Annotated in this window: 22 protein-coding genes and 1 pseudogene; 9 read left to right on the top strand and 14 right to left on the bottom strand. The window is 72.6% G+C overall.

All coding sequences use genetic code 11. From position 1 onward, the window contains the following. The first annotated feature begins 20 nt into the window (after positions 1 to 20). Together AC07DO_RS35300 and AC07DO_RS35295 are read left to right on the top strand one after the other, a co-directional pair. A complete protein-coding gene (locus tag AC07DO_RS35300) occupies positions 21 to 878 on the top strand; it encodes a hypothetical protein (RefSeq protein WP_479065767.1) in 858 nt (285 codons plus the stop codon). Between the two features lie 38 nt (positions 879 to 916). Continuing rightward, complete coding sequence (locus tag AC07DO_RS35295) at positions 917 to 2152, top strand: lytic transglycosylase domain-containing protein (protein WP_479065765.1); 1236 nt, start codon at positions 917 to 919, stop codon at positions 2150 to 2152. 829 nt (positions 2153 to 2981) lie between these two features. Here the strand turns inward: AC07DO_RS35295 and AC07DO_RS35290 are convergent. The 8 genes from AC07DO_RS35290 to AC07DO_RS35255 all read right to left on the bottom strand — a co-directional run bounded on the left by AC07DO_RS35290 (position 2982) and on the right by AC07DO_RS35255 (position 11320). Continuing rightward, positions 2982 to 3815, bottom strand: coding sequence for a class II fructose-bisphosphate aldolase (locus AC07DO_RS35290; RefSeq protein ID WP_479065763.1), 834 nt, complete (start codon positions 3813 to 3815; stop codon positions 2982 to 2984). Positions 3816 to 3931: 116 nt separating this feature from the next. After that, positions 3932 to 4810: an SIS domain-containing protein gene (locus AC07DO_RS35285; protein ID WP_479065761.1), complete on the bottom strand. Its 879-nt coding sequence runs from the start codon at positions 4808 to 4810 to the stop codon at positions 3932 to 3934. A 75-nt stretch (positions 4811 to 4885) separates the two neighbouring features. Beyond that, positions 4886 to 6199 carry an alpha-galactosidase gene (melA, locus tag AC07DO_RS35280; RefSeq protein ID WP_479065759.1) on the bottom strand — a complete coding sequence of 438 codons (1314 nt, stop codon included), beginning with the start codon at positions 6197 to 6199 and terminating at the stop codon, positions 4886 to 4888. Continuing rightward, positions 6196 to 7152 carry a carbohydrate kinase family protein gene (locus AC07DO_RS35275; protein ID WP_479065757.1) on the bottom strand — a complete coding sequence of 319 codons (957 nt, stop codon included), beginning with the start codon at positions 7150 to 7152 and terminating at the stop codon, positions 6196 to 6198. Before AC07DO_RS35275 ends, melA begins: the two co-directional genes overlap by 4 nt. Before the next feature lie 34 nt (positions 7153 to 7186). Next, positions 7187 to 8074, bottom strand: coding sequence for a carbohydrate ABC transporter permease (locus tag AC07DO_RS35270; protein WP_479065755.1), 888 nt, complete (start codon positions 8072 to 8074; stop codon positions 7187 to 7189). Further along, the gene (locus AC07DO_RS35265) at positions 8071 to 9021 is read right to left on the bottom strand and encodes a carbohydrate ABC transporter permease (RefSeq protein WP_479065753.1); all 951 of its coding nucleotides are present in this window, start codon (positions 9019 to 9021) and stop codon (positions 8071 to 8073) included. The genes AC07DO_RS35270 and AC07DO_RS35265 overlap by 4 nt, the downstream gene beginning before the upstream one ends. A gap of 9 nt (positions 9022 to 9030) precedes the next feature. Next, complete coding sequence (locus AC07DO_RS35260) at positions 9031 to 10359, bottom strand: ABC transporter substrate-binding protein (RefSeq protein WP_479065751.1); 1329 nt, start codon at positions 10357 to 10359, stop codon at positions 9031 to 9033. Positions 10360 to 10531: 172 nt separating this feature from the next. Next, the gene (locus AC07DO_RS35255; RefSeq protein ID WP_479065750.1) at positions 10532 to 11320 is read right to left on the bottom strand and encodes an endo alpha-1,4 polygalactosaminidase; all 789 of its coding nucleotides are present in this window, start codon (positions 11318 to 11320) and stop codon (positions 10532 to 10534) included. A 301-nt stretch (positions 11321 to 11621) separates the two neighbouring features. Here AC07DO_RS35255 and AC07DO_RS35250 point away from each other — a divergent pair, with 301 nt between their 5' ends. After that, the gene (locus tag AC07DO_RS35250; protein ID WP_479065748.1) at positions 11622 to 12383 is read left to right on the top strand and encodes a DeoR/GlpR family DNA-binding transcription regulator; all 762 of its coding nucleotides are present in this window, start codon (positions 11622 to 11624) and stop codon (positions 12381 to 12383) included. Between the two features lie 623 nt (positions 12384 to 13006). Here the strand turns inward: AC07DO_RS35250 and AC07DO_RS35245 are convergent. Further along, the gene (locus AC07DO_RS35245) at positions 13007 to 13801 is read right to left on the bottom strand and encodes a hypothetical protein (protein WP_479065746.1); all 795 of its coding nucleotides are present in this window, start codon (positions 13799 to 13801) and stop codon (positions 13007 to 13009) included. A gap of 427 nt (positions 13802 to 14228) precedes the next feature. Here AC07DO_RS35245 and AC07DO_RS35240 point away from each other — a divergent pair, with 427 nt between their 5' ends. From AC07DO_RS35240 to AC07DO_RS35230, 3 genes are read left to right on the top strand one after another with little or no spacing between them, the layout of a single operon-like run. Next, the gene (locus AC07DO_RS35240) at positions 14229 to 14447 is read left to right on the top strand and encodes a hypothetical protein (protein WP_479065744.1); all 219 of its coding nucleotides are present in this window, start codon (positions 14229 to 14231) and stop codon (positions 14445 to 14447) included. 1 nt (position 14448) lies between these two features. Continuing rightward, the gene (locus AC07DO_RS35235; protein WP_479065742.1) at positions 14449 to 14790 is read left to right on the top strand and encodes a GNAT family N-acetyltransferase; all 342 of its coding nucleotides are present in this window, start codon (positions 14449 to 14451) and stop codon (positions 14788 to 14790) included. Positions 14791 to 14819: 29 nt separating this feature from the next. Further along, the gene (locus AC07DO_RS35230) at positions 14820 to 17720 is read left to right on the top strand and encodes an AAA family ATPase (RefSeq protein WP_479065740.1); all 2901 of its coding nucleotides are present in this window, start codon (positions 14820 to 14822) and stop codon (positions 17718 to 17720) included. Here the strand turns inward: AC07DO_RS35230 and AC07DO_RS35225 are convergent. Then, positions 17677 to 20403, bottom strand: coding sequence for an ATP-binding protein (locus AC07DO_RS35225; protein WP_479065738.1), 2727 nt, complete (start codon positions 20401 to 20403; stop codon positions 17677 to 17679). The genes AC07DO_RS35230 and AC07DO_RS35225 overlap by 44 nt on opposite strands. Before the next feature lie 131 nt (positions 20404 to 20534). On the opposite strand from AC07DO_RS35225, the gene AC07DO_RS35220 reads away from it, so the two are divergent. Further along, on the top strand, positions 20535 to 21425 hold the full coding sequence (locus AC07DO_RS35220) for a helix-turn-helix domain-containing protein (RefSeq protein WP_479065736.1): 891 nt from the start codon (positions 20535 to 20537) through the stop codon (positions 21423 to 21425). Positions 21426 to 21433: 8 nt separating this feature from the next. Here the strand turns inward: AC07DO_RS35220 and AC07DO_RS35215 are convergent, their stop codons facing one another. Continuing rightward, entirely contained in the window at positions 21434 to 22417 is a 984-nt protein-coding gene (locus AC07DO_RS35215) for a helix-turn-helix domain-containing protein (RefSeq protein ID WP_479065734.1), read from the bottom strand. 294 nt (positions 22418 to 22711) lie between these two features. Between AC07DO_RS35215 and AC07DO_RS35210 the strand changes: the two genes are divergently transcribed. Then, positions 22712 to 23710, top strand: coding sequence for an alpha/beta hydrolase (locus tag AC07DO_RS35210; protein WP_479065732.1), 999 nt, complete (start codon positions 22712 to 22714; stop codon positions 23708 to 23710). Between the two features lie 22 nt (positions 23711 to 23732). On the opposite strand, the gene AC07DO_RS35205 is transcribed toward AC07DO_RS35210, so the two are convergent. Then, positions 23733 to 24710 (bottom strand): AraC-like ligand-binding domain-containing protein, encoded by a 978-nt coding sequence (locus AC07DO_RS35205; RefSeq protein ID WP_479065730.1) that lies wholly within the window; start codon positions 24708 to 24710, stop codon positions 23733 to 23735. 119 nt (positions 24711 to 24829) lie between these two features. Continuing rightward, the gene (locus AC07DO_RS35200) at positions 24830 to 25213 is read right to left on the bottom strand and encodes a nuclear transport factor 2 family protein (protein ID WP_479065728.1); all 384 of its coding nucleotides are present in this window, start codon (positions 25211 to 25213) and stop codon (positions 24830 to 24832) included. A 117-nt stretch (positions 25214 to 25330) separates the two neighbouring features. On the opposite strand from AC07DO_RS35200, the pseudogene AC07DO_RS35195 reads away from it, so the two are divergent. Further along, positions 25331 to 25439, top strand: a pseudogene (locus tag AC07DO_RS35195) (mycothiol transferase); the annotation flags it as partial. A gap of 33 nt (positions 25440 to 25472) precedes the next feature. Here the strand turns inward: AC07DO_RS35195 and AC07DO_RS35190 are convergent. Beyond that, on the bottom strand, positions 25473 to 26171 hold the full coding sequence (locus AC07DO_RS35190; protein ID WP_479065726.1) for a TetR/AcrR family transcriptional regulator: 699 nt from the start codon (positions 26169 to 26171) through the stop codon (positions 25473 to 25475). Between the last annotated feature and the right edge of the window lie 46 nt (positions 26172 to 26217).

Raw genomic sequence — 26217 nt, 5'->3', positions numbered from 1 at the left:
GCAGGAGAGGACCACACACGATGCCGACGACCCGCCACCACCTGAACAATCTCCGCCGCCGCCAGGCCCGCGAGGCCCTGCGCCCCCCGGCCACGACCGAGACTGCCCGGTCCCGCGCAGCACTCCGCGAGCCACACACGACCAACGCGCCCCGGTCCCGCGAAGACGTGCGCACCTCGGTCACCACCAACGCCGCCGATGGGGGCGGGGGACCGGGCGGCCGACCACAACGCACCCGCACTCTGGACCCGACACGCGGTACGACGGAGAGTTCGCGAAAGGCCTCACCCGCGCCCGCAAGCCACGCAAGCGAGGACACCGACCCACCGCACAAGTCACCGCCGCGCCGACCCGCGCTCCGCCGCCCGCTCGTGGCCCTCTGCCTCCTGACTCTCCTCCTCGGCGGTTTCGCCGGCTGGGCACACGCCCGCGCGGAGGCCCTCCGCGATGGCCCCGCCGCACTCAACACCGCCCTCTCCGACACCGCCAGGACCAGCGAGATCAAGGGACAGTCGACCAAGGCCGTCGGCGCGCTCTTCTCGTACGACCACGCCGATCCCCGTGCCCTCGACAAGGCCGCGAAGGAATGGCTGACGGGACGCGCCGTCGCCCAGCACCGGAAGCTGCTCGGCGACATCCGCACACGGGCCGACAAGCAGAAGGCGGTGATCACCACCACGGTCACCGACAGCGCGGTCGAGCGCATCGACGGCGACCGGGCCCGTGTCCTGGTCTACGCCGACCAGAGCAGCGTCAGTACGGCCGGCGACAGGAAAGCCGAAGACGACGGCACCTACGCCGGAGCGATGTTCGCCGTCGACGTCGAGCGGCACGACGGCCGTTGGCTCGTCTCGCGCATCGACACCTTCAGCCGCTGACCCCCGCCGCACCCGCACGACGCCATCAGGGAGTGATCATGCCCGAACACCGCGCACGACGCTTGCCCGTCCGGACCCGGCGGGGTCTACGGGCCACCGCCATCGCCGTGACCGCGGTGGCGGCGCTCACCGCCTCCCAGGCCCCCGGGTTCCCGCACGTGGAGAGCGCCCGTGCGGCCGCTGACGACGGCCCCGCCGCCCCGGCCGCGGACCTCCCGCACTCCGAACTCGCCCCGCCGGACGACGGCTCGTACCACACCGAGCTACCGCCACTGGACGCCCTCAGCACCCCGCCGCGCAGTGAGCGAGTCACCCAGGAGCGTGCCGCGTCCGGCATTCCGGGAACCGTATTGCGTGCCTATCGCGCCGCGCAGCGCTCCGTCAGCCGGACGGACCCCGGCTGTGCGTTGCCCTGGGAGCTGCTCGCCGCCATCGGCAAGGTGGAGTCCGGGCAGGCGCGCGGCGGTGCGGTCGACCGACAGGGCACGACCCTGGGCCGGATCACGGGCCCGGCACTCGACGGCCGGAACTTCGCCCTGATCCTGGACAGCGACGGCGGCGCCCACGACGGCGACACGGTGTACGACCGGGCGGTGGGGCCGATGCAGTTCCTGCCGTCGACCTGGGCGCGTTGGGGCGCGGACGGCAACGGGGACGGCCGCGACGACCCCAACAACATCTTTGACGCGGCCCTGGCCGCCGGCCGCTACCTGTGCGCCGGGGAGCGCGACCTGAGCCGGGCCGCCGACCTCGACCAAGCGGTCCTCAGCTACAACAACTCGCGTTCCTACCTCGAACTGGTCCGCTCCTGGCTGGAGTTCTACCGCAGGGGCGTGCACACCGTGCCCGACGGCAAGGGTGTCATCCCGAAGTCTCCCGGAGCCGGCGGCGACACCCCGGCCACGGCGCCGGTCGACAAGGGCGGTCGCGGGGGCACCGGCGGTAAGGGCGGTGACGGTGGCGTCATCATCGGCCCCGACCCCAGCAAGCCCACCCCCACCCCCGCCCCCTCGTCCTCGGCGCCTTCCTCGCCGTCACCTCGGCCGACTCCGTCCACGCCGGAACCCGACCCCACCCAGCCACCGGAGCCGTCCCCGACCGACTCCGCGACGCCCACTCCCTCGCCCACACCGACTCCGAGCCCGTCCACTCCGCAGGACTGCCCCTCCGACTCGACGAGCCCCTCACCGGGCACCGGGACAGGACCCACCCCCGACCCGCCCGCTCCGGGAGAGGAACCGCCCTGCCCGGACCCGACGGCGTCCGACACCTGACGGGCAAAGGACCGCCGCTCTCGAAGCAGCTGACGTCCCCGTCGCACCGCAACAGGGCGTTTCCGTGCCGGGGGCCGTTGCTGCTACGGACGGTGTCGGTCTCGCGTAGCTGCGGCGATTCCGGCAACCACCACGACGGCAGCGCCCCCGGCCCAGGCGAGATCAGTACCCCACAGCGGACCGATCGAATAAGCATTCTGGTCGTTTGCCAGACGGGAGGACGGCACCGTCGCAGCAATCCTGTCGACAAGCCCCTGGATCTCATCCATCTCGGACGGCGACAGCTCTCCGGCTTCCCTCGCGAGGGTCGCCACCTGCGAGTTCTGCGCGTCGGTGAACCCGGGACATTCAACATCCCCGTTCAGGATCGTGCTCCCGGGGGCCCGCAGGACAAGGCCTCCCCATCTTCGAAGCTGAAGACGGGCCCGTCGGCGGAGTCGCATGAAGATCCAGGTGAGCCGAACTTGACGTGGTAGTCGGAAGGGCTGACAGCACTGGCGTCCAAGAGGCCGACAAGGATCGCTATGCAGCCATACACACCGACGACGAAAAGGCCCAAGGCGCCAAAAGCTCTGAGAGCGCTGAGAGCGCTGAGCATGTCCGGGGACACGATCTGCTGTGCCACTCCGGCATCTTCGCGCACTCCACGGCCTGACGTTCAGCATCCGAGCTGATTCGTCCTGTGAGGGCTCGCTTGCCTCAACGGCGCGCACATGCAGCCGAGCGAGGCCCGCACCGCCCACATTGGTGCGCGCCTCGCGCAAGGGCCCCACGGCACCCGCGCGCGGGGACTGTTCGTCGTGCTGCGCACGGGCACCACGAAGCCCGGCTAGGACGGAACCGCGGAGGCGAAGAGCCCCAGCAGCCGGGCGACCTCGGTGGCCATCGCCTCGCGGCCGCGGCTCACATAGCGCCGGGGGTCGACGACAGGACCGGCGTCGAGGACGCCGCGCACGGCCTCGGTGAAGACCGCGTTGAGATGCGTCGAGATGTTGATTTTGCGGATCCCGGCGGCCGCCGCCGCGGCCAGCGTCGCGTCGTCGGCCCCCGACGAACCGTGCAGGACGAGCGGCACCGGCACCGCGGCGCGCAGCTCCCGTACGAGTTCCAGGTCGATGCGGGCGGTGCGTTCCGTCATGTGGTGCGAGGTGCCGACCGCCACCGCGAGGGCGTCCACGCCGGTGTCCGTCACGAACCGGGCGGCCTCGGCGGGGTCCGTGCGCACCCCGGGCGCGTGCGCGCCGTCCTTGCCGCCGATCTCGCCGAGCTCCGCCTCCAGGAACACGCCGTGCTCCCGGCAGTGCCGCGCGATCCGGCGGGTGTGGGCGACGTTCTCCTGCCAGGGCAGGGCGGCGCCGTCGTACATCACGGACGTGAAGCCGAGGGCCACCGCCTCCTCGATCAGCTCGGGGCGGGTGGCGTGGTCCAGGTGGAGGGCCGCGGGGACGCACGAGGCCGCGAGAGCGGTACGGGCCGCTGCCGCGAGGGGGGCCAGGGAGCCGTGATGGGCGACGGCGTTCTCGCTGATCTGCGCGATCACCGGAAGCCGCGCGCGCTCGGCTCCGATGAGGATGGCCTCCAGCTGCTCGATGAGGGCGACATTGAAGGCGCCCACCGCCGCGGAGGTGGTGTGGAGCATGTCGTACGGGGTGACCAGAGGCATGGCTGAGTTCCAGGGTCGGTGGCCGCCCGGACGGGCCGGGCGGCCGGGAGGGGAAGGAGGCGGGGACCGCCGAGTCGGGGGAGAGAGGGCGGGCCCCGCCGGTCATGGGGTGCGCCTCAGGCGAGGACGACGGACCGGGTCAGGTGGGCGGGGCTGTCGGGGTCGCGCCCCGCGTCCTCGGCGAGCCGCACGGCCACGCGCTGGGCGAGCACGAGTTCGGCGAGCGGGTCGAGGCTCGGCCGGCGCAGATGGGCACCCGTGGCCTCGATCCGCTGGGCCAGTTCCTCGGGCAGCGGGGAGAGGCTCCACACGGCCCGCCCGGGACCCGCCACGGCGATGGGCCCGTGCCGGTACTCCGGGACCAGGTAGGACTCCGTCCAGTGGGCGGCGGCCTCGCGCACCTTCAGGGCGGCCTCGTGGGCGAGCCCCGCGTGCCAGCCCTCGCCGAGGAACGTGATCTGCTCGGCGCCGAGCATTCCCGGATCGAGCGGGGCTTCGAGCGCGGTGACGACATCGGCCCGTGCCTGCTCGACGGAGTGGCCCAAGTGGGCCAGGAGCAGGATCAGTTGCGTGGTCGGGTAGCGGGTCTGGACGACGGAACGCTCGTCGGCCTCCGCCAGCGCGATCACGTCGTGGGCGACGCGGGCGGCCGCAGAGCCGGGCACCGCGGTGATGGTGGTGACGCGGGCGGCCGGGTCGGCGGCGGCGAGCGCGGTGAGGATCTCGGTGGTGGTGCCGGAACGGGTCAGGGCGATGATCCGGTCGTAGCGCCGGTGCAGCCGGGCCGCCGACGCGGGGAAGGCGTCGGTGGGCCCGTGCCCGGCTTCCTCGCGCAGGTGGGCATAGGCCTGGGCCATGAACAGCGAGGTGCCGCAGCCGATCACGGCGACGTGTTCGCCCTTCGCGGGCAGCGCCGCGGCGACGTCGGGGAGCAGGCCGAGCACGCTCTCCCAGCACTGCGGCTGCGTGGCGATCTCTTGGCTGGTGAGGGACATGTGCGGTGGTTCCTGTTCTCGGTCGGGGTGCGGGGCGGTCGGAGTGCGGGGCGGCCGGGTGATGGGGCAGCCGGGTCAGTCGTCGGCCGGCGCGACCCGGAGCGAGGGCTGGAGGAGGTCGGCGTGGGCGCGGGCCATGTCGTCGCAGAGGCGCCAGATCTGATCCACGGTCAGGGCGGCGGCGGTGGCCGGGTCGGTCATGGCCGCGTGCCGGATGTGCCGCGGCTCGTCGTCGACGGCGGCGCGTACGACGAGGTCGTTCATGCTCAGATACGTGCGGTTGAGGGCGGCCAGCTGCGGCGGCAGGGTCCCGGCGCGGGTCGGCTGGACGCCCGCCGCGTCGACCAGGCAGGGCACCTCGACCACGCCGTGGGCCGGGAGGTTGTCGATCAGGCCGCGGTTGGGGACGTTGCCGTAGACCGTGCGCGGGGTGCCGGTGACCATGCTGTGGATGATCTGCGGGGCGTACTCCATGGTGCCCTCGACGGTGAGCGGGTCCCCGGCGGCGAGGGCGTCGCGGGTGTGGCGGTACTCGGCGACGTTCTCGTCGACGATGCCGAGGTAGGCGCCGACCGGGAGGCGCAGCCGGTCGATCTCGCTGTCGTGGTGCAGGTACCAGGGCACGTACTCCGAGGAGTGCTCACTGGTCTCGGTCGGGTAGAAGCCGAGCCGCCGGTACATGTCGACCCGCACCCGGCGCCGCAACTGCTCGTCCCGCGCGATGAGTTCGTCGAGACGGGGGTAGAGGTCGGTGCCCCGGTGCTCGAAACGCAGCACCCAGGCCTGGTGGTTGACTCCGGCGGCCCGGTAGGTGATCTCCTCGTAGGGGACGCCCACGAGCTTGGCCAGGTCCTGCATGGTCCAGTACACCGAGTGGCACAGGCCGACCACCTTGGTCAGCCCGGTGGCCTCGGTGAGGTACTGGACGTTCATGGCCATCGGGTTGGTGTAGTTGAGCAGCCAGGCGTCGGGGCAGAGTTCGGCGATGTCCTCGCCGAGCAGCTTGAGGAACGGGAAGGTGCGCAGGGCGCGGAAGATGCCGCCGATGCCGAGGGTGTCGCCGATGGTCTGGCGCAGCCCGTGGCGGGCGGGGACGTCGAAGTCGGTACGGGTGGACTCGCCCATGCCGATCTGCACGATGTTGATGACGAAGTCGGCGCCCGTCAGGGATGCGCGGCGGTCGGCGTGGGCGGTGATGCGCGCGTCGGCGCCCCGCTCGCGCGCTATGTAGTGGGCCGCGGCCTCGGCGGTGGCCAGCCGCTCGGCGTCGATGTCGTGCAGGGCGATGTGCGCGTTCCTCAGCTCGGGGAAGGCGAAGAGGTCGGCGAGCAGCCCCTGGGTGAAGACGACGCTTCCGGCGCCGATGAAGACGATCTTGGGCTGGGTCATGATGCGTGCACTCCGGTGCGAGAGAGGGTGTGGGTGAGGGCTTCGTCCCAGGTGGGCTGGGCTGCGGTGCCTCCGTGGGCCCGCGTGGACAGGGCTCCGCACACGGCCGCGAACCGCAGCGCCTGGGGCGGGGGTTGGTGCCGGAGCGTGGCGGCGATGAATCCGGCGTCGAAGCTGTCCCCGGCGCCGACCGCGTCGACGGCCGTCACCGCGATGCTGTCCGCGCTGGTCAGCGTGCGGCCGTCGTGGCACAGGGCGCCCTGGGGGCCGTTCTTGACGACCACCAGGGGGACGCGCTCGGCGAGGCGTGCGGCGGCCGCCTCGGGGGAGTCCTCGCACCCCGCGAGGTGCATCGCTTCCCGGGCGTTGGGCAGCAGGATGTCGGTCTCCGCGAGGACCGCGTCGAGGGCGGCCCCGGCCCAGCGCCCCGACGGGTCGTCCTGCGTGTCGAGGGACGTCGTGGCGCCGTGCGCGCGGGCGGTGCGCAGCAGCTCCGGCAGGTCCTCGGCGAGCCTGGGCTGCAGGAAGTACGAGGCCGCGTGGACGTGCCGGCTGGCGGCCAGCAGGTCGGCGGGGACGTCACTGCCGCAGGTCGCGGTGAGGGTGCCGGGCGCGGTGAGGACGGCCCGGTCGTCGCCCCGGGTGAGGACGACGGTCAGCGGCGTCGCACGGTCGGGGTCGAGGGACAGGGCGCGGGTGTCGACGCCGTGGGCGGTGAGGGCGTCGCGTATGTAGCGGCCGGCGTCGTCGTCGCCGACGCGCCCGGCGAAGGCCACGCGCAGGCCGAGGCGCGCGGCGCCGCAGGCCATGATCGCGGCGGAGCCGCCGACGACGAGGGCGCCGGATTCGGTGAGCTGTTCGCGCTGGCCGAAGGCGAGCGGTTCAGTGAGCGGGCCGAGGACGACATCGGGGTTGGCGTCCCCGATGACGAGCAGGTCGTACGCGGTGGGCATCGCGGTCCTTTGAACGGGTGCGGGCGGCGGGTGGTCAGCCCTTGAGGCCGCTGGAGGTGACGGAGCGGATGAAGGCCTTCTGGGCGAAGAGGAACGCGACGAGCACTGGAAGGACGGTGAGGACGTTCCCCGCCATCACCGCGGACCAGCGGGTGTGGTGCTGGCCCTGGAAGGTGGTCAGGCCGAGTTGCAGCGTGTACTGGGTGTCGTGGTTGATGGCGATCAGCGGCCAGGTCAGGTCGTTCCACGTGGTCAGGAAGGTCAGCACGGCGACCGTGGCGAGCGCGGGCCGGGCGAGGGGCAGGACGATGGAGACGATGACCCGCAGCCGGGAGCAGCCGTCGATCCAGGCGGCCTCCTCCAGCTCCCTGGGCAGGGCCAGGAAGAACTGCCGCAGCAGGAACACCGCGAACGGCGTGACGAGCGCGGGCACGATGAGCGCGCCGAGCGTGTCGATGAGCCCGAGCTTCTTCATGACCAGGAAGGTCGGGATCATCGTGAGCTGGAACGGGATCGCCATCGTCGCCAGCATCAGTACGAGCAGCAGCCGCGACCCGGCGAACCGCATCCGGGCGAACGCGTAGCCGCCGAGCACGCCGAACACCAGGTTGGAGGTGACGGCGACCGCGGAGACGATCACCGAGTTCAGCAGCCAGCGGGGGAACATGGCGTTGCCGAGGACGTAGCCGTACCCGCCGAGATCGATCCTGGAGGGCCAGAGCGCCGGCGGGAAGCGGTTGATCTCGGCGTTGCTCATCAGCGAACTGAGCACCAGCCACACCAGCGGCACCGCGAACAGCGCGGCCAGCGGCGCGAGCAGCAGGTGCCAGGCGCTGAACGGGAGCCGGAAGTGGCGCCGGGCGGCCGGCACCGCCGTTGGGCGGGAGGTGACCCGGGACGGCTCGGTCGTGGTCGCGGTCATGAGGCGGCTGCTTTCGTACGAGGGGTGCGCTCGCGTCGGACCACGCGCAGCAGCACGGCCACGACCATCAGCGCCAGGGCGAGGACGTAGGCGGCGGCCGCTCCGTACCCGGCGGTGAACTCCTTGAAGGCCTGCTCCCAGATGAAGTAGACGATCACGGTGGTCGACCCGAGGGGCCCGCCCTTGGTGGTCACGTAGACGAGGTCGAAGACCTGCAGGGACTGGATGGTCTGCCAGAGCAGCAGGAACACGCTGACCGGTGTGAGCGCGGGCAGCGTCACGTGCCGCAGAATCTGCGTCCGGCCCGCGCCGTCCAGTCGCGCAGCCTCCACCAGGGAGTGGTCGACGTCCTGCAGCGCGGCGAGGTAGATGACGGTGCACAGCCCCGTACCGCTCCACAGGGTGATGACGACCAGGACACCCAGGGCCTGCGAGGGATCGGTGAGGAAGCCCTGTGGCGAGATGCCCAGGCGGTGCAGGAGGGAGTTGGCCGCGCCGAACTCCGGGTCGAGGATGAAGGAGAACAGCACGCCCTGCGCGGTGGCGGAGATGACGAAAGGGATGAAGAACAGCGTCCGGTAGAGCCCGACGAAGCGGATGCGCCGGTTGAGCACGAGGGCCAGGGCGAGCCCGATGGCGATGCTCGACGGCACGTACAGGACCGTGTAGAGGACGGTGTTCCGCACGGCCTGGTGGAAGTTCGGGTCCTGGCGCAGGGCGTGGTAGTTGTCGAGGCCCACCCAACGGCTGGGGGTGACGAGGTCGTTGGCCTGGAAGGACAGCAGCAGCGACCAGATCACCGGCAGCACGCTCAGGCCGAGGATGACGAGCACGGCGGGCGAGACGAACGCCCAGGCGGTGGCCGCCTCCCTGCGGCGTCGGCGGCGCAGTGCGCGCGGCTCCGGCGGTTTCTGCGGCAGGGTCAGCGGTGTGGGAAGTCGGGGCATGTCAGGTCCTCAACGCGGTATCAGCAGGGCGGCGTTGGACTCCTCGGCACAGGAGCGCACCGCGTCGGCGGGGCTCTTGCGGCCGAGCAGCACGGCGACGATGGCTTGTCCCAAAGCGCGCGAGACGCGCGGGTAGGCGGGGTGCACGGGGCGTACGCGCGCCGAGGTGACCGCGTCGGTGAACACGGACAGGCCGCGCGTACGGGTCGCGTGCTCGCGCCAGGCCGGGCGGTCCTCGCTGCGGCGGCTGAGCGGCAGGCTGCCCGCCTCCACGTCCCACCGGCTGTCCTGGGCGGGCTGGGCCAGCCACGTGACGAAGGTGCGGGCGGCCCGTACGCGGGCCTCGCCGTTGTCGAACAGCGTCCAGGTGTCGGGCCCGGAGATGGTGACGGGCCGGCGGCTGAAGCTCGGCAGGGGTACGACGTGGTAGTCGACCTTCGCCTGTCTGATGTCCGGGAGCTGCCAGGGGGCGGTCGGCACCATGCCCATCCGGCCGGAGAGGAAGACCTGGTACATCTGCTCGCTGCCCGGCTTGGGGTCGACGTAGACGCTTCTGTCGCGCACCAGGTCCTGGACGACCTCCAGGGCGCGCACGCCCTGCTTCTCGAAGCCGATGCTCCGCCCGTCCCCGGCGATGACGTCGCCGCCCAGGTCCCAGATCAGCGGCCACAGCCGCCACACGGTGTCCTCGTCGCCGGTACCGGGCCAGCCGGTGCCGAACCGCCCCTCGGCCGGGTCGGTGAGGCGGCGCGCGGTGTCCGTGAACTCCTGCCAGGTCCAGCCCGCCTCGGGGAGGTCGACCCCGGCCTCGGCGAACACCTTCTTGTTGCAGACCACGGCGAGGGCGTCCAGGAGGGCGGGCATCGCACGGACCCGGCCGTTGACGGTGACGGCGTCGCGGGCCGGCGCGTGGTAGGTGCGCCACGGCGTCGGCCCCTGTCGCACGTGCTCGGTCAGGTCGACCACCTGCGGGCTGCGGGCCACGCTCGCGAGGTCGGAGCCGAAGACGTACGCGATGTCGGGGTAGGTGCCGGAGGCGAGCGCGGCGGTGACCTTCTGCAACATGGCGTCGGCCAGCACGCCGCCGCCCATGTCCACGCGGATGTCCGGGTGGGTGCGCTCGAACTCGGCGGCCAGACTCTTGATGACCTTCGCGGCGGTGTCGTTCTGGCCGTGCCACATCTGGATCGTGACGCGGCCGTCGGAGCCGACCCCATCGGCGGTGCCCGTACCGCAGCCGGTCAGGGCGCCACCGGCCACCGCGAGCGCACCGGCACCACCGGCGCGCAGCACACCGCGCCGCGACGGTGGGCCCGGCGCTCGGGGGACTGCTGTCATCACTACCTCCAGGGGTGGGGCGCGCTGCGTCGGGCCCGAGGCGGGGAACAGATGAGGCCGGGCCCGAGGCGGGGGACAGGTGAGATCGGGCGGGAGCGGGAAGAGGGGGCGCGGGCGTGGAGCGCCGGGTTCCGGGCGTCCGGAGCCCGGCGTCTGGAACCCGGCGTCCCGCTCAGCAGGTCCTGCGGAGGTATCCGCTGCTGCCGACGGGCGATACCCCGACGTCACGCCGGACGATGCTCAGCCGGTCACCCCAGCCGGCACAGGCTTTGCGCAGGCCGTCCGCCGAGTACTCGACGACCAGGACACGATCGCCGAACGCCGCCGTGTACTTTCCGCACTCGTCCCACTGTCCGCACTCCTCGGCGACGGCGAAGTCCAGTCCGGTCTCCTTGCGGTCGGCGGCCAGCTCCGGCGTGTTCTTCTGCGCGATGGCCAGCCCCTTGTCGTGGGCGTGCGCGGAAAGGAGCGAGACGAAGGCCTTGGCCTGGCTCGCCTTCAGGTGGTCGGGGAAGCGGGTGTAGGTGTCGTAGTTGTCGGGCTCGACGGCCTGGAAGCCCTTGGCGGCGCAGGAGTCGATCCACCCGTTGACCTTGGCGGCGATCCGCTTGCGCTTCCCCGCGGTACGGATGTCGAGGACGGCCTCGCCCCAGTCGCCGTCGTACACGACGTCACCGTTCGCGTCCCGCAGCAGCAGGTCGGCGTCCCACTCCTTCTCCGCGCCCGGCTGCGCCTGGAAGGCGTTGACGTAGCAGAGGTTGTACAGGCCTCGGGCGGGGGTGGCGCCGCGGTCGCGGCTGACGGTCCGCACCCCGGCGGGCGGGGTGTAGGCGCCGCCTATCTGGTAGTCGAACCCGGCGTGCGGCGACGGCAGTTCGACGGCGGACGGTCCCGCCGAGGCGGTGGAGGGAGCGAGCAGGCAGGCCGCCGCGGTGGCCGAGAGGACCGCGGCCGCCGTCATACACCTGCGCACAACGTGATTGAGGCTCATCGGTGAGCTCCAGCTGTGGAGGGCACGACCCCGCCTCGGAACCCGCGAAGGGCCCTGGCGACTCAGTCCGGGCTTGTGGCGGGGGCCACCTACCGGCTGGGCGTACCTCTGCGCCGAGTGCTCGACACCGGCGTTGCCAGGGAGTAAATCGAGCGTGTTCAGCCATGTCAAGAGATCGGTTTTGACTGAACTGCCGTTGATCCGCGCATCGATGAGCTCAGTATGCGCGCGAACCGTGAGCGAACGCGCTCGTCAGGGCTATGCTCACCGCGTGCTCAGAAGCGACCGCCACGCGCGGATACTCGACCACGTCGCCGTGCACGGCAGCGCAGACGTGACGCAGCTCGCGCGGCTGCTCGACGTCTCACAGGCCACTGTGCGGCGCGATCTGCGGCACCTGAGCGAGCAACGGCTGCTGGACCGTACGCACGGCGGTGCGCTCCCCAGCGGGCTGAGCATCGAAGTGCCGCTCCAGCACCGCGCGGACCAGCGCTCCCCGCAGAAGCGGGCCATCGCGAGAGCCGCCGCCGCTCTCGTGCCCGAGGGAGCCGTGGTCGGTCTGACCGGCGGCACCACCACCACAGAAGTGGCCCGCATCCTCGCCGACCGGGGCCCGGTCACGATCGTCACCAACGCCGTCAACATCGCGGCGAACCTGGTGCTCCGCCCCACCGTCACCCTCATCGTGATCGGCGGCACCGCCCGCAGCCAGAGCTACGAACTGGTGGGCCCCATCGCCGAGAAGACCCTCGCCGACCACCACACGGACATCGCCTTCCTCGGCGTGGACGGCATCAGCGCCGCCCACGGCTGCACCACGCACGACCAGTTGGAGGCGGCCACCGACCGCGCCTTCGCCTTCCACGGCAGCCGTACCGTCGTGGTCGCCGACCACTCCAAGATCGGCAGGACCACCTTCGCCAAGATCTGCCCGACGAGCGACGTGCACACTCTGATCACCGACTCGGAGGCGCCCGCGGGGGAGTTGTCGGCCATGGACGCCCTCGGGGTACGGGTCACCGTGGTCGGCTGAGGCGCGGCCGACCGAGCCAGAGCATCGCCGCTCTGGCGGCGGCCCGGCCGGGGCGGGCCGCCGGGGGAGCGTGCGCAGCCTCGGCGGCGAGTTCGGCATCGGTATCCGCGCGAGTGCCTGTCGGTCCACGGCTTCAACGTCCGGGTGTTCGAGGTGCCGGACAGCGGCCACTGCGTGGCGGAGGAGCTGCCGGAGTTCGGCGTCGCGCGGTTGACCGGGTTCTGGCCCCAGGCTGAAGCAGGGCCAGCCGGAGGCTGTGCGTGCTTCAGCGTCGGCGTCGAGTGGCCTTGCGGCCGGTCCCCTCCTGACGTCGCCCTTGATGGTTCTCAGAAGTGGACCGGCTCGAAGGTGTCAGGGTGTTCGCCGTCTGCTCACGTATCGGGCGACGCGTTGGGCGCCCAGGACTACGGGCACTACGGCGATCCCTCCGACCAGTCCCCACAACATGCAAGCTGCCCAGGACTGATCGCTCACAGTAAGGCCGAGGAACAACCCCATGCCGGCCAACACCGCAAGCGAAGCGGTCCGTTCGGCTCGGGTGTGACGGTTCTTCAAGTCATCTGTCATCGCAGTGCTCCTCACGAGTCATGTCGTCGGCGCGGGAAGGGCGACAGCGTCGCCTGTCAGTCGAACAGACCGCCGACGACTCCGGCGACGGCTCCGCCCAGACCTCCTGCGACAGCCCCGGGGATGCATCCAGCTCCTCCCCCGGCTACGGCGCCCCCCACGCACCCGCTGACAAGTCCCATGGCGGTGCCCTTGGCCGCGTCGTGCACCCACTTGGGGTCGGCGACGACGGGAAAGGCTGTGGAGCCCGTGGTCTGTACCGACTGAATGAGGGTGTTGCCGTCGATGCGGTAGCTGGTGGGTATGGGCTTTCCGGTAGCGTCCTTGGCCCAGGGGGTGGCGAAACCGCCGAGGAATGTGCCGTTCTTGGCGACCGCGGCGACGGCGCCGGAGTTGAGCTTGACCAGGCGGGCGCCGTCGGGCAGGCCGATGTCGTACCGCTGTTCGCGCGGGGCGGTGGCGTTCTTGAGGACGGCCAGGGCGCGGATGCCGCCGTCAGTGGTGGGCTGGATCGCGAGGTCGGTGGCCTTGGCAGCCCCGGGGTAGACGGTGGTGTTCTTGCCGGCCTTGGTGCCGATGACGTTGTTGCTGCTGGGAAGTGCGATGGAAACGGCGGCGCCGTTTGCGGCGACAGCCTTCGCGTCCCCCGTGGAACGCTGGGGGATCGTGGTGCCTGAGGTCGGGGCCGGGGCGATGCCGGCGGTGCCGGTGGCCTTCTCGATCACGGCCGCGGTGCCTTCGACTTTGGAGGGGGTTTCGCCGGCTAAGGCGACGGAGGCGGTTCCGAGGGTGAGTGCGGCCGTGCTGATGGCGGCGACGACGCCGCTCACTACGCGCTGGCGGTGGTTCATGGAAAACCCTTCGTGGATGTGCGCGGGCCCCGGCGCGGCCGGTGGAGGGAGGTGGCCGGCGCCGGGGTGGTGATGACCTTGGCATGCGCAAACGATCACGGGAAGGGTGTTCAGCTGGGCTCGGTGACGTTGGGGCCTTTGGTCCTCGCGTTTGCCTGCTTATCGGGACCTTGGTCCTCGCACTTTCGAACCCAATAGGTGTTTGGCCTTGGCTTTTGCGGGCCCTGCCGGCCTGCTGGGCCGTCGCCCGAGCCGAATCGAAGGAACCGCCGCTGGGCCGCCCCTGAACGGCGGTGGGGGATCCGGCTCGACCACGGTCTTCTTGTTCGCCGTCGATCGCCGACTCCCAAGGTCCCATGCCGACGGTTTGCTGACCGCCCGTGGGCCGAGGCGCCTCTGACCTGCGGGAAGCCGCCGAGTACTCTCTGTGTGGTGGAATTTCATCGGCCGCAGCCACGGGGACGTCGTCGAGGCCGGACAGGCGGGGAAAGCGGTGTCCGACCGGTTCGGCGAGGTCGAGGGCTGCGGCTACCCCGGCGCCCGCCTCCCCGTGCCCGCCCGCCCCAACGCCACCATCGCACCGCGCAAGAACCCTGCGCGTACCCGACGCTTTCCCGAGAGGCAGTACGACGATGACGCACCCTGAGATGACGCACCCCGAAACGACCCCGACCGTCCGGCGCGTGGACGCCAGGCACCGATACGGGATCCTCGTCGACGGCGAGAGCGCGGGATTCACCGCCTACCGCGACCGTGACGACCGGCGCGTGTTCTTCCACACCGAGATCGACGACGCCCACGCCGGCCAGGGCCTGGCCTCGATCCTCGTACGAGAGGCGCTGGAGGACGTGCGAAGCGCGGGCCTGCGCGCCGTGCCCGTCTGCCCCCACGTGGCGAAGTTCCTGAAGAAGCACGAGGAGTTCGCCGACCTCACCGACCCGGTGACGCCCGAGGTCCTGGAGTGGCTGGACGGCGTCCTGAAGCGCTGAGTGCTGACGGCAGAGGGCGAGGCCGGGCCATGAGCGAAAGGAGCACGACCGGGGTCGGGCCCGGCGCACCGGAGCTGACGGGACGCGACGCGCAACGCGCGGTCATCGACGCGGCCCTGGCCGGCATCGCCACCACCGGGGCGTCCGTCATCCTGCGCGGCGATCCCGGCACGGGGCGGACGGCCCTGCTGGGAGCGGCCGAGGCGACGGCCCGCCGGGCCGGCCTGCGGGTGCTGCGGATGACGGGCGCCGAGGCCGAGGCGGAGCTGCCGTTCGCCGCCCTGCACCAGGTCCTCTGGCCCCTCCTCGACGACTCCGACGGTCTCTTTGACCACCAGCGGAACGCCCTGGAAAGTGCGTTGGGCATCCGCGAGGGCGCCCCACCCGAAGGGTTCGCGGTGGCGGGCGCCGCCCTCGCCCTGCTCGCCCACGCCGCCGGCCGCCGCCCCCTCGTCGTACTCCTGGACGATGTGCAGTGGGCCGACCCGTCCAGCGTCGCCGTGTTCGGCTACGTACAACGACACTTGGCCCCGCTGCCCGTGGTCGCCGTCGCGGCGACCCGGCGCACCGGGACTGGCCGCGACCGGGCCGCCGACCGCGAGGAGTACGACGCCAGCGCCTGCCTGGCGGGACAGGTGGTCGACCTGCCTCCACTGGACGCGGCACAGGCCGAACTGCTGCTGCGCACCCTCCACCCGTCCCTGCCCGAGGGGGTGCGCCGCAGAGTACTGCGGGCGGCCGCGGGCAACCCGCTCGCCCTGCACGAACTCCCGGAGCAGGTAAGGCGTCTGGCCGCCGACCGTGCCGAATCCCTCGCGAGCCCCGCACCACCGGAGATGCCCGAGCTGTTCGACGCCGCCCTGCCCCTGGGGAAACGCCTCGGGCGGCTGTACGAGGACAGGCTGCGCGCCCTACCCGACGCCGCCCGCAACCTCCTGCTCGTCGCCGCCCTCGGCGACGCCTCCACCCGACACCGCACGGCGCTGCGGACCGTGGCGGAGCACGCAGCGGGCCCGCCCTGGCACCGGATCGAGGAACACATCGAACGCTCCGGGCTCGCGCACCTGGACCCGGAGCGGGAACTCCTGGAGTTCCACCACCCCCTGGTACGCGCCTCCGTGGCGCACCTCGCCACCCCGTCCGAGCTCCGCGCCGCCCACCGACTGCTCGCCGACGCCCTGCCCGCCGAAGGCCCGCGGCGAACCCTGCACCTCGCGGCCGCCGCTCTCGGTACCGACGCCGAACTGGCCGCACGCCTGCACGCCGAGGCCGACAGCATGTCCGCCCACGGCGGAGACACCGAGGCGGCGGTCCTGATGGCGCGAGCGGCCGCACTCAGCCCCGACCGGACGAGCAGGACCGCCCGTCTCGTCGCCGCCGCGGCCCTGGCCGTACGCGCCGGCCGGCCGCACCTGGCGGCGGAACACATCGCCGAAGCCGAGGCCGCAGCACGGCCGGGCAGGCCGGAACCCGCCGTCCCGTACGCCTTCGCCGTCGCCTGCACCCGGCTCCAGCTGGACGCCGACCCGCGTCCCGCCATCGAGCTGCTGCCCGCCGTCCTGGACGCACCGGCCCCGCCGGACGCCGTGGACCAGCACACCGCACTCCTCGGACCGATCCTCTACCTCCTGCTCGTCGCGGCCGCCCTCACCAGGGACGAGCGGGCGTGGGACGCCATCGACCGGCACACGGCGCACCCCGCGGCCCCCGCCGGGGCGGAGCTCTGCCGACAGGCCTGGTCCGGCCCCCGCCCGGACGCGCACGAGGTGCCGCGGCGGCTGCGCGAGACGGTCGCGGCCCTGCCCGCGGACCGCGAGACCACCGAGGCCTGGCTGCTGCTCTGGACGGCCGCGGCCGTCGACTCCCTCGGCGAGCACTGCGCGCTCTGGAGCGCGTTCGCCCGCGGCCACGCGTACGCCACCCAGACGTTCACGGACAGCCTGCGGGCCCACGACGACTTCCTGCACGGGAACTGGGACACCGCTCTGGCCGCCGCCCGCGACGGCGCGCGCACCTCCGCGGAACACGGCTACGCGCTGGCCGAGACGCTGTTCCTGCAGACCGCGGGACAGATCCTCGCCGCCCGCGGGGACCGGGCGGCGCTCGCCGCACTGGAACCGGTGCTCGGCGGCCGGGCGGGAGAACGCCGGCTGCGCATGGTCACCGATCTGCTGCACGGGATGCGGACGCTGTGCGCGCTCGGCCACGGGGACGCCGAGGAGGCATGGCGCCATGCCTGTGCCCTCACTCCGCCCGGTGCGGTCGCGGACCGCAGCCCGTGGATGCATCTCTCGCTCGTCGACCGGGTGCAGGCCGCGGTCGACAGCGGGCGGACCGAGGAGGCCCGGCGCCATCTGCGGGCGGTCCGCTCGTCCGGCCTCGCCCGCATCTCGGCGCACCACACCCTTCTGGTGAGCGTCGCAGAGGCCATCGCCGCCGCCGACGACGAGGCGGAGGAACGGTACGCGGCCGTGTACGCCCAGCGGGACGCGGAGAACTGGCCTTTCCCGCTCGCCAGGACCCACCTGGCGCACGGCGTGTGGCTGCGCCGGCAGCACCGGCCCGAGGAGGCGAGCACGCACTGCCGTGCCGCGCTCACCACCTTCACCCGCTTGGACGCCGCGCCCTGGACCGCGCGGGCCTCCCGCGAACTCGCCGCGGCCGAGACGGACATCGAGGCGGCAGAAAGGGCAGCCGGGAACCACCCGCTGCTCACCGCGCAGGAGACACGGATAGCCCGGCTCGCGGCCCAAGGCCTCACCAACCGGCAGATCGGCGCACGGCTCTCGCTCTCCCCGCGGACGATCGGCGCGCACCTCTACCGCATCTTTCCCAAGCTCGGCATCACCACCAGAGCCGGCATCGCGCGGGCCCTGGAAGCCTCTCTCAGCAATCCGGCAGCGCCCGCGCGACAGCCGCCCGCGAAGTGACCCCCAACTTCGGGAAGATGCGGTAGAGATGGGCCCCGACCGTGCGGGGCGACAGCTGGAGCGCGGCGCCGATCTCCTTGTTCGTGAGCCCGGTGGACACGAGGCGGGCGACGCGCAACTCCTGCGCGGTCAGCCCGTCGGCCGAGACGGTCGAGCCGTTCGACGGGCGGTCCGCGGCCCGCAGTTCGACCCGGCACTGCTCCACCCACGGATCCGCTCGCAGCTCCTGAAAGGCACGGACTGCGGCGTGCAGCGTTTCGACCGCCTCGGCACGGTATCCCCGACGGCGCAGCCCCGCCCCGTGCAGCAGCCGCAGGCGCGCCATGTCGAAGACCCACTCACCGGCCCCCGGCACCGCACAGGCCGCCGCGTACGCCGCGTCCGACTCGACGTCGTCCGCCGTGACCGCGGCCGCGGCCGCCAGCAGGAAGGCGTGGTGCGCGGAGACGGAGTCCATCCGCGCGGCCCGCCCCGCCGCGACGTGGGCGAGCGCCTCCGCCCGGCGGCCGCAGCGCAGGCTCGCCACGACGAAGTCGAAGAACGGAAGGTGGAACCACGCGAGGCCACGCGGCAGCAGGCCCGGGGCCATCACGCGGCGCAGCAGCAGGTACGCCTCCTCGTGCCGCCCGTGCGCCAGCGCGGCCAGGGCGTCGAGACGGTCCAGGTGGTCCGTGACGAACCGCATCCGTGCCGACGCCGCCACCGGCCCGATCCGCGCCCGCACTTCGCGCAGGCCCCGCTCGTCGCCCCGGCCCGCCAAAAAATGCGCGTAATAGTGCCGGAAGAGAAGGGCGTTGCAGTGGTAGCCGAGCTCCTGCGCTGTGTCGGCCTCGCGCAGACACTCGTCGGCGGCGTCCCAACGGCCCCGCAGGAACGCCTGATGGCACCGCGCCTTCGCGACGGAACCCTGAGTGGCGTAGGTGTGCTCGTCGTCGAAGAGCCGCCGCAGCTCCTCGTCGGCCGCGTCCACCGCCGACGCCGCCCAGAGCAGCAGCCAGGCGGCCGCGGTCTCCCGCCGGGCCGCGACGCGCGCCACCAGGGACCGCAGTTCCGTCTCCGCGCCGTGCGCCGTGCGCGGCGGGTCCGCCCACGCACGGTGGCACAGGCGTACGGCGGGGGAGAGGTGCTCGCGATGCCGCTCGAGGACGTCCCAGCCGCGCGGGTCACCCGTGTAGGCCGAGGCGAGCAGCAGTTTGAACGCCATCTGCTCGACGAGATCGTCGAAGGCCGGCGCGCCGGGCGCCGTCAGCGCCTCCAACGCCCCCGGCAGCAACTCGAAGGACGAGGCGAAGTCCACGTGGTGGCTCTGGTCGACGTACACGACCGCGTAGGCGAAGAGCGGGGCGATGTCCTCCGGCACAGGGCCGCGCCGGATCTCCCTCAGGAGTTCCGCCGCGTACGCGAGCCGCCCGCCCCGCGCCGACATCACCGCGGCCCACGTCAGACGGCGGGCCCGGTCACCGGGACCGGTGCCGAGAGCGGCCGCGCGGTCCAGGAGCATGGCCCCCTCCGCGTCGCCGCCGCGCAGCGCGATGCGGGCACCCGCATCCTGCAGCCGGGCGGCGAGCCGTTCGTCCGGGCCTTCGGCGGCGGACGCCTCGTGCAGGAGCCGACGCGGGTCGTCCTCCCGCAGCCGTTCCGCCAACAACCGGTGTGCGGACCGCCGTTCGGCGTCCGATGCGGCGGCGATGACAGCGCTCCGCACCAGGGGATGCCGGAAGACCAGCCGCCCCGCGGCGTCCCAGTGGGCGAGCCCGCTCGTCTCGATCGGGCCCAGCACCCGTTCGGCGCCGCCCGGTTCTCCCCGGTGCACGGCATCGCCTCCGACGGCCGCCGCGTCGTCCAGCGCGGCGAGCAGCAGGACGCGCGCCGCGCTCCCGGGCAGCGACCGCAGCCGCCGCACGAAAACCGCCTCCAGACGGCTGCCCAACGGCAGCCGGTCCGGCAGCGGTACGACACCCCTGCGATGCTCGTCCGCCAGCCGGCCGGGCAACTCGGCCAGGGCGAGGGGGTTGCCCGCGGCCTCCGCAAGCACCCGCCGGGCGGCACCGGCGGCGAGCCCCGGGTGCCGGCGCCGCAGCAGCGTCCGTGCGTCGTCGCCCGACAGCGCCTCGACATCCACCGGGTGGGCGGGCCAGCCCTCCAGCGCGGAACCGTCGGACCGGCTCGCGCACACCATGACGACGGGCAGTCCGACGATCCGCTGGTGGAGGAAGACGAAGACGGCGGCACTGGAGGGGTCCACCCACTGGAGGTCGTCGACGACGATCAGCACCGGGCCGCGGCGCGCCTGCTCGGCGAGCAGCGCGAGCGCGGCCGCGCCCACCATGAACCCCTTCGGCGGCAGTCCGTCGCGCAGCCCCAGGGCCCGTTCCAGAGCGAGCCGCTGGTGCGGGGGCAGCGCGCGCGAGTTCTCCCGCAGCGGCAGCAGCACATGGTGCAGCGCGCCGAAGGCGATGCCCGACTCCGACTCGCTGCCCACCACGCGCAGGACGGTGAACCCCTCCCGCGCCGCGCGCGTGGCCGCCCACTCCAGCAGCGCCGTCTTGCCGATGCCCGCGTCGCCGCGCAGCACCGCCGCCGAACCGCGGGCCCCGCTGCGCGCGTTCTCGAGGGACCGCTCCAGAAGCGCCTGTTCGCGCCGACGGCCGACGAGCGTCCTGTCACCCTGCCCGCTGCCCATGTCTCTCCCCTGGTCGCCCTCCGACCACCGTGGCATCGCCGCGATGCCTGTACGTGCACGGCTCGTGCCCCTGCCCGCAGGGAAGGCCGCACGCTGTCGTCAGCCGGGCCCGACCGCAGCAGGCTGATCACGTGACGACGACCACGCCCACCCCTACCACCGGGGACATCTTCGCAGCCCGCACGCTCGGCTTCCTCCGTATCCGCACGTACCGGGGAGCGGCGCGCCCGGTCCGGCACGTTCCCGATGCCGACGCCATCGCAGACCCGTACGTCCTGCTGGGCCTCCACACCGAGGGGCGGGCCACGCTCGTCGGGCCGGGCAGCACCGAGGTCTGCCTGCCCGGAGACGTCTTCCTCCGCGAAGGGGCGCGCCCCTTCACCCTGGAGGAGACGGACGATTTTGAACTCCACCTGGTGCGGGTCCCGCGCCGCGCCCTGGCCCTCACCGACCGGCAGGCAAGCGATCTGACCGGACGGCCGCCGTTCGCCGACGGAACCGTCGCGCCGCTGCTCGGCCCGCTCCTGAGCGAGATCGCCGCAGCGGAACCCGGGCCCCCGTCACGGAGCGCGCTCCGCTCGGCCGGGGCGGTCGCCGACCTCGTGGCACTGCTCGCCGTCGAGGACGCAGGACCCGGCTCCCCGGAGGACGGACAGGACCGCGAGGCCCTGGTCCGCAGACTGCGCGCGTACGTCGACGCGAACCTGCGGGACCGGAACCTCACACCGGCCACCGTCGCCGAGGCCCAGCACATCTCGATCCGCTATCTGCACAAGCTCTTCGAGGGGCGGGGCAGCACGGTCGGCCGGTGGATCCAGCACCGCCGCCTGGAGGAGGCCCGCCGCGAGCTGGCCCGGCCGGCACGCGACGACATCACGGTGGCGGCGGTCGCCAGACGCTGGGGATTCGCCAGCGCCACCCACTTCAGCCGCAGTTTCCGCACGGCGTACGGCATGTCGCCGAGCGACTGGCGCGACGGCCGGACCAGACCCGCCGAAGGGCCCGGAACCGGCCGCCACTGACGGCACCGTCAGACACGCGCCCCCGGAGCGTCGGCCGTCCCGGACATCGCCATCCGCCGCCACTGCTGCGGCGGACTGCCGTAGACGGACTTGAAGGCGCGGCTGAAGTGCGCCGGACTGCGAAAGCCCCAGCGGGCGGCGACCACGGCGATGGACGGACTGCTCCGGCCGCGCCGCGCGAGCTCCCCGGCGCACCGCTCGACGCGCCGACGCTGGATCAGCCTGCCGACGGTGACCCCCTCGGCCTCGAAGAGGCGGTGCAGATAGCGGACCGAGATGAGGTGCGCCGCGGCGATGCGTTCCGCGGACAGTTCCGGGTCGCCGAGGTGACCGTCGATGTACTGGCGGATCGTGACGACCAAGGGGTGCCTTTCGTCCTCGGGCGGCCCTTCCGTGTCCTCCGCGAGGTCCTCGACGAGCCCGGCGACCAGATCCGTGACGAGGCCGCCGAGTCGTTCGCCCAGCGGGGCGGGCACCCGCCGGGCCGGGGTCTCCAAGTGCCGGAGCAGGGCGGGGAGAACCGGCGCGGAGCCCGCGGGCGGCGCGATCGCGCGGGCCGTGAGGGAGCGCAGGGGGACCGCGGGAACGTGCAGCGCGTGCAGGGGCAATCGCAGGAAGACGGTCCGGGCTGTGCCCCCGTGCTCGATGGAGAAGCCGCGGCGGAGGTCGACGAGGACCGACTCACCCGGCACCACGGACACGCCCCGCCCGTCCTGGACCAGCCGCACCGTCCCCTCGCGGGGGACGAGCAGCGCGACCGCTTCCTCCGTGCCGGGCGCGGTCGGGCGGGGGCCGCGGACCAGCCGTAGCGGACCTGACGCGCAGGTGAGCATGCCGACGTAGCCGAACTGCCGGAACGTCACGGACCCGTCGGCGCGGGTGTCGGGGTCGTCCGGTGCCACGAGGGGAGTGAGCCAGCGCGCGAAGGCTGACTCCACGTCGGTCGACGTCTCGGTGCCCTGCGACACGGCCGTTCCGGATCGAGCGCTCACGGAGGGGCTCCCTTCAACCGTCCCCGGGCCGGTGCCCTGTGCGTGGCAGAGGGGGACGGTCACCCCTGGTCCACGGCCCATGACCGTGAGTCTGGGCCGACAACCGCGAGAGGCGTTAGGTCATATGACTGCCTTTCGCGTCCGCGTCGTGAGCACCGCCCGAAGTGTGCACGCAGCGGCATGGATCAGAGGAACTGCCGGCCCCCTTTCCGGCCGACGGCGTCCTAGGGTGAGTACTCCGAGTCGGCGGAGCCGCGAACGGCCCCGCGATCCGCCCCCTGCGCAGGAGTTCCCGTGGAAGCAGACGTTCCAGCCTCGGGGGAGACACCTGTTCTCGAACGGCGCACCAGGGCCTTCGCCGAGACGTACGCCTGTCCCTCCTGGCCCGAGTCCGAGATCGAGTCCGAGTCCGACGACCCCGCCTCGTCCAGAACCCGCATGGCCGCCCTGTGGGACGGCGGCGGCGCGGACGATCCGGACGTCGAGGAGGAGTGGCTCGCGTTGCCGGGGCCTGACGGAAACCGCATCAGGGTACGGATCCTGCGCCCGGCCGGTACCGACGAACCGCTGCCGGTCGTGCTGTATCTGCACGGCCTCGGCTGGATGCTGACCGACGCGTACGCGCACCGGCGGCTGCTGGCCGACCTCGTGCTCGGCGCCGATGCCGCCGTGGTCGTCCCCGAGTACGACACCCCGCGGGACGCCCGCCATCCGCACGCCGTGGAGCGCGCCTACACGGTGGCCCGCTGGGTCGCCGGGCACGGCGCGGAGTGCCGCCTGGACGGGGCGAGGATGGCGGTCGTCGGGGCCAGCGCGGGCGCCCAGCTGGCGGCGGCCCTCACGCTCGTGGCGCGCGAACGCGGCGGGCCGGACTTCCGGCACCAGGTGCTGGTCTGCCCGGTGACGGACGCGGCGATGGACACCCCCTCCTACCGGCGGTTCACGGACGGGTACTTCCTCAGCCGCGCCGCCATGCACGGCTACTGGCAGCAGTACGCGCCGGACCGCGAGAGCCGCGCGCACGGCGCCGTCTCGCCGCTGCGCGCACCCGTGAGCGGGCTGCGCGGGTTGCCTTCGGCGCTGGTCCTGACGGCGGAGGCCGATGTGCTCCGCGACGAGGGCGAGGCGTACGCGGCCCGGCTGAGGGAGGCGGACGTGCCCGTCGTGTCGATCCGCTATCAGGGCACGATTCACGGCTTCGTGCTCTTCGACCTGCTCCGCGGGACCGAGGCGTCCCGGGCGGCCCGCATCCAGGTGACGGACACGCTGCACGCCGCCCTGCACATGGCCTGAGCGCGCTCCGTACCCGCGCTCCTCAACCGCCGTCGGAGGTCGCGGCGTCGCGGTGCCGGCGCCACTCGCTGGGGGACGTTCCGTACGCCGACTGGAAGCGGCGGCTGAAGTGACTCGGGCTGGTGAACCCGCACCGGGCGGCCACCGCCGCGACGGTGAGCCGGTCGTAGCGGGGCGCGGTCAGCATCTCGCGCGCCTTGGCGAGGCGTTCGGTGATGAGCCACTGCTCCAGGCTGATGTCCGCGTCGTTGAGCAGGGTGTAGAGCTTGCGCACCGATACGGCGTGCTCCCGCGCGATCCGCTCCGGCGTCAGGTCACGGTCGGCGAGGTGGCGGCGGGCGTACGCCAGAATCCGCGTGAGCAGCGTCTCGTCCATCGCCGAGCGGACGGTGGGGGACTCCTCGGCGTGCGCGGCGGAGACGAGCAACGCGCGGACGAGCTCGGTGGTGGCCGTGGCGAGGGCTCCGGCGCCCGGGTCGCCCTCAAGCCGCGCCGGCTCGCGCCAGACCCCGCGCAGATGGTTCAGGACCAGGTCGTACATGGGGCTGGCGCGCAGTTGCAGCGAGGCTTTCACCACGGCGTCCACCGGTACGTCCAGGCGATCCATGTCGAACATGATGGACTGGGAGGCGCCGTCGCCCGACCAGCCGTAGACCCGGGGCGACAGCTCGTGGAACACGCAGATGTCGTCCGGCCCGAGGACCTGCCGCCGGCCCGCGACTTCGGCCCGGTGGACGCCTTCAGGCTGGAGCGACACCGAGATCACGGGCCGGCTGCGGTGGTGGCGCACGTGCCGGTCGTTGCGGCGCACCTCGAAGCCCGAGTTGCGGGTGGAGAAGAGCCCCAGCCCACCCACCTGCCACAGCTCCATACGCGCGTGGATGCCCGACTCCGGTTCCTCGTGAACCACTTCATTGGGCACCAGCGAGTCGGTCAACGCGTGATGGAACGCGTCCGCCCGCTCGCGCGGCTCCACCGTGGACAGATCGACGAGCAGCACACAACCCCCAACACGACTACCCCCATGAAGCAGACATTCTGCCTCATGGGGGAGCGGTACTCCGCCGGCCGCCGCGGCGCGCGGCCCGACGCCGGCAGGCAGACGAGTCGCGCTTACGTTCAGGCCGTGGGCACGCGGTCCAGGAATCCGTGCACGGTACGGATGCGGCCGTCGTCCGCCAGCGTGATGACGTCGAACCCGGCGACGGGTGCGGTCCCGTCCGCGGTCGACACGAGCTCCCAGGTGAAGCGGGCGATGTCGTGGTGTCCGTCGACGGTGCCGGTCCGGCGGAACTCGAAGCCGGGGAACTGCTCCTGGGCCCCGTTGATCACGGCGGCGACGCCCTCGTGCCCGGTGACGTCGGCCAGCGGGTCCGTGTAGCTGCCGTCCTCGGTCCAGGCGGCGACCACGGCCTTGTCGATGTTCTCGGTGCCTGCCGCGTTCCAGGCCTCGAAGTAGCGGGCGACGGCGGTCTCGTACGCGGCGGTGTCGTGTGCGGTCATGGCGGGTCAGCCTCCTGTGAGGTGGTTGTCGTCCTGCGGGGTGATGACCCAAGACTGCCGCTCGGTCGCAGGGGGGTCGATTACCTCTCAGGTCATGAGGGGGCGACGCCTTCACGTACGACAGCGACCGGGACCAACCTCCTCGGCCTGGTAGCACATGGCCACCGTCGAGGCCGGATACTTCGGCGAGGTCTGCGACCGCCCTTCCCCGGAACCGCTGTGTCGGTGACAGGAGTACAACGGCGACGTCCCGTTTGCGTCAGGCCGGGGCCGGTGGCGTGGCCAGTCTGACGGCCACGGCGTCGATGACCCAGTCCAGGCCGGTCGCGAAGGATGTCTCGGCGTCCACGTCCGTGCCGTCGTACACGGCTCTGGTCAGCGCCGGGTAGCGGCCCGTGGCCAACATTCTCGTCAGGTACGGGCCGGAGGCGCGCTGCCACTCGTGCTTGGACAGACCCGTGGCGCGCTCGGCCCGCACGTTCGCGATCTCACGCCTGATCGCGCCGGTGAAGTAGGAGCCGACGGTCTCCACGGCGCGCATGACCGTATCGATGTCGGCGAGGCCGTCGAGGGCGGCCAGCGTGGCTTCGGCCACGGCGAGACCGTTCGGGCCCAGGGTCGGGCGGCCGCCGAGCAGGTCGGCCAGCCATTCGTGCCGGAGAGCGGTCTGCCTGGTGCCGTTGGCCAGGTTGCGCAGCGCCTCCTGCCAGTCACCGGGCTCCTCCTCGGGGAGGATCTCGGCCTGGACCTCGTCCACCATGAGGTCGAGCAGCTCTTCCTTGGTGGAGATGTATCCGTACAGCCGCATCGGACCGGCGTTGAGCCGGGCGGCGACCTTGCGCAACGACACCGCTTCCAGCCCGCCCTCGTCGGCCAGCGCGATGGCGGCGGCGACGATCCGCTCCCGGTCGAGCGGCACGGGGCGAGGCGGTGGCTCCGGCCGGTCCCAGACAGTCATGCCGACATCGTACTGTTGCGATACATCGTAACGAGTCAATACAGTG

This window comes from Streptomyces sp. NPDC045678, from assembly GCF_056432085.1.
Note: the sequence above shows the minus strand (reverse complement) of the source record. Positions and strands in the feature narration are given on the sequence as shown.

What these genes read in the sequence shown, in the direction of transcription:
- melA (WP_479065759.1), bottom strand. Translation starts at nt 6,199, where the DNA reads ATGACCCAGCCCAAGATCGTCTTCATCGGCGCCGGAAGCGTCGTCTTC.
- AC07DO_RS35190 (WP_479065726.1), bottom strand. Translation starts at nt 26,171, where the DNA reads ATGACTGTCTGGGACCGGCCGGAGCCACCGCCTCGCCCCGTGCCGCTC.
- AC07DO_RS35200 (WP_479065728.1), bottom strand. Translation starts at nt 25,213, where the DNA reads ATGACCGCACACGACACCGCCGCGTACGAGACCGCCGTCGCCCGCTAC.
- AC07DO_RS35290 (WP_479065763.1), bottom strand. Translation starts at nt 3,815, where the DNA reads ATGCCTCTGGTCACCCCGTACGACATGCTCCACACCACCTCCGCGGCG.
- AC07DO_RS35275 (WP_479065757.1), bottom strand. Translation starts at nt 7,152, where the DNA reads ATGCCCACCGCGTACGACCTGCTCGTCATCGGGGACGCCAACCCCGAT.
- AC07DO_RS35295 (WP_479065765.1), top strand. Translation starts at nt 917, where the DNA reads ATGCCCGAACACCGCGCACGACGCTTGCCCGTCCGGACCCGGCGGGGT.
- AC07DO_RS35270 (WP_479065755.1), bottom strand. Translation starts at nt 8,074, where the DNA reads ATGACCGCGACCACGACCGAGCCGTCCCGGGTCACCTCCCGCCCAACG.
- AC07DO_RS35285 (WP_479065761.1), bottom strand. Translation starts at nt 4,810, where the DNA reads ATGTCCCTCACCAGCCAAGAGATCGCCACGCAGCCGCAGTGCTGGGAG.
- AC07DO_RS35235 (WP_479065742.1), top strand. Translation starts at nt 14,449, where the DNA reads ATGACGCACCCCGAAACGACCCCGACCGTCCGGCGCGTGGACGCCAGG.
- AC07DO_RS35245 (WP_479065746.1), bottom strand. Translation starts at nt 13,801, where the DNA reads ATGAACCACCGCCAGCGCGTAGTGAGCGGCGTCGTCGCCGCCATCAGC.
- AC07DO_RS35265 (WP_479065753.1), bottom strand. Translation starts at nt 9,021, where the DNA reads ATGCCCCGACTTCCCACACCGCTGACCCTGCCGCAGAAACCGCCGGAG.
- AC07DO_RS35260 (WP_479065751.1), bottom strand. Translation starts at nt 10,359, where the DNA reads ATGACAGCAGTCCCCCGAGCGCCGGGCCCACCGTCGCGGCGCGGTGTG.
- AC07DO_RS35225 (WP_479065738.1), bottom strand. Translation starts at nt 20,403, where the DNA reads ATGGGCAGCGGGCAGGGTGACAGGACGCTCGTCGGCCGTCGGCGCGAA.
- AC07DO_RS35255 (WP_479065750.1), bottom strand. Translation starts at nt 11,320, where the DNA reads ATGACGGCGGCCGCGGTCCTCTCGGCCACCGCGGCGGCCTGCCTGCTC.
- AC07DO_RS35300 (WP_479065767.1), top strand. Translation starts at nt 21, where the DNA reads ATGCCGACGACCCGCCACCACCTGAACAATCTCCGCCGCCGCCAGGCC.
- AC07DO_RS35230 (WP_479065740.1), top strand. Translation starts at nt 14,820, where the DNA reads ATGAGCGAAAGGAGCACGACCGGGGTCGGGCCCGGCGCACCGGAGCTG.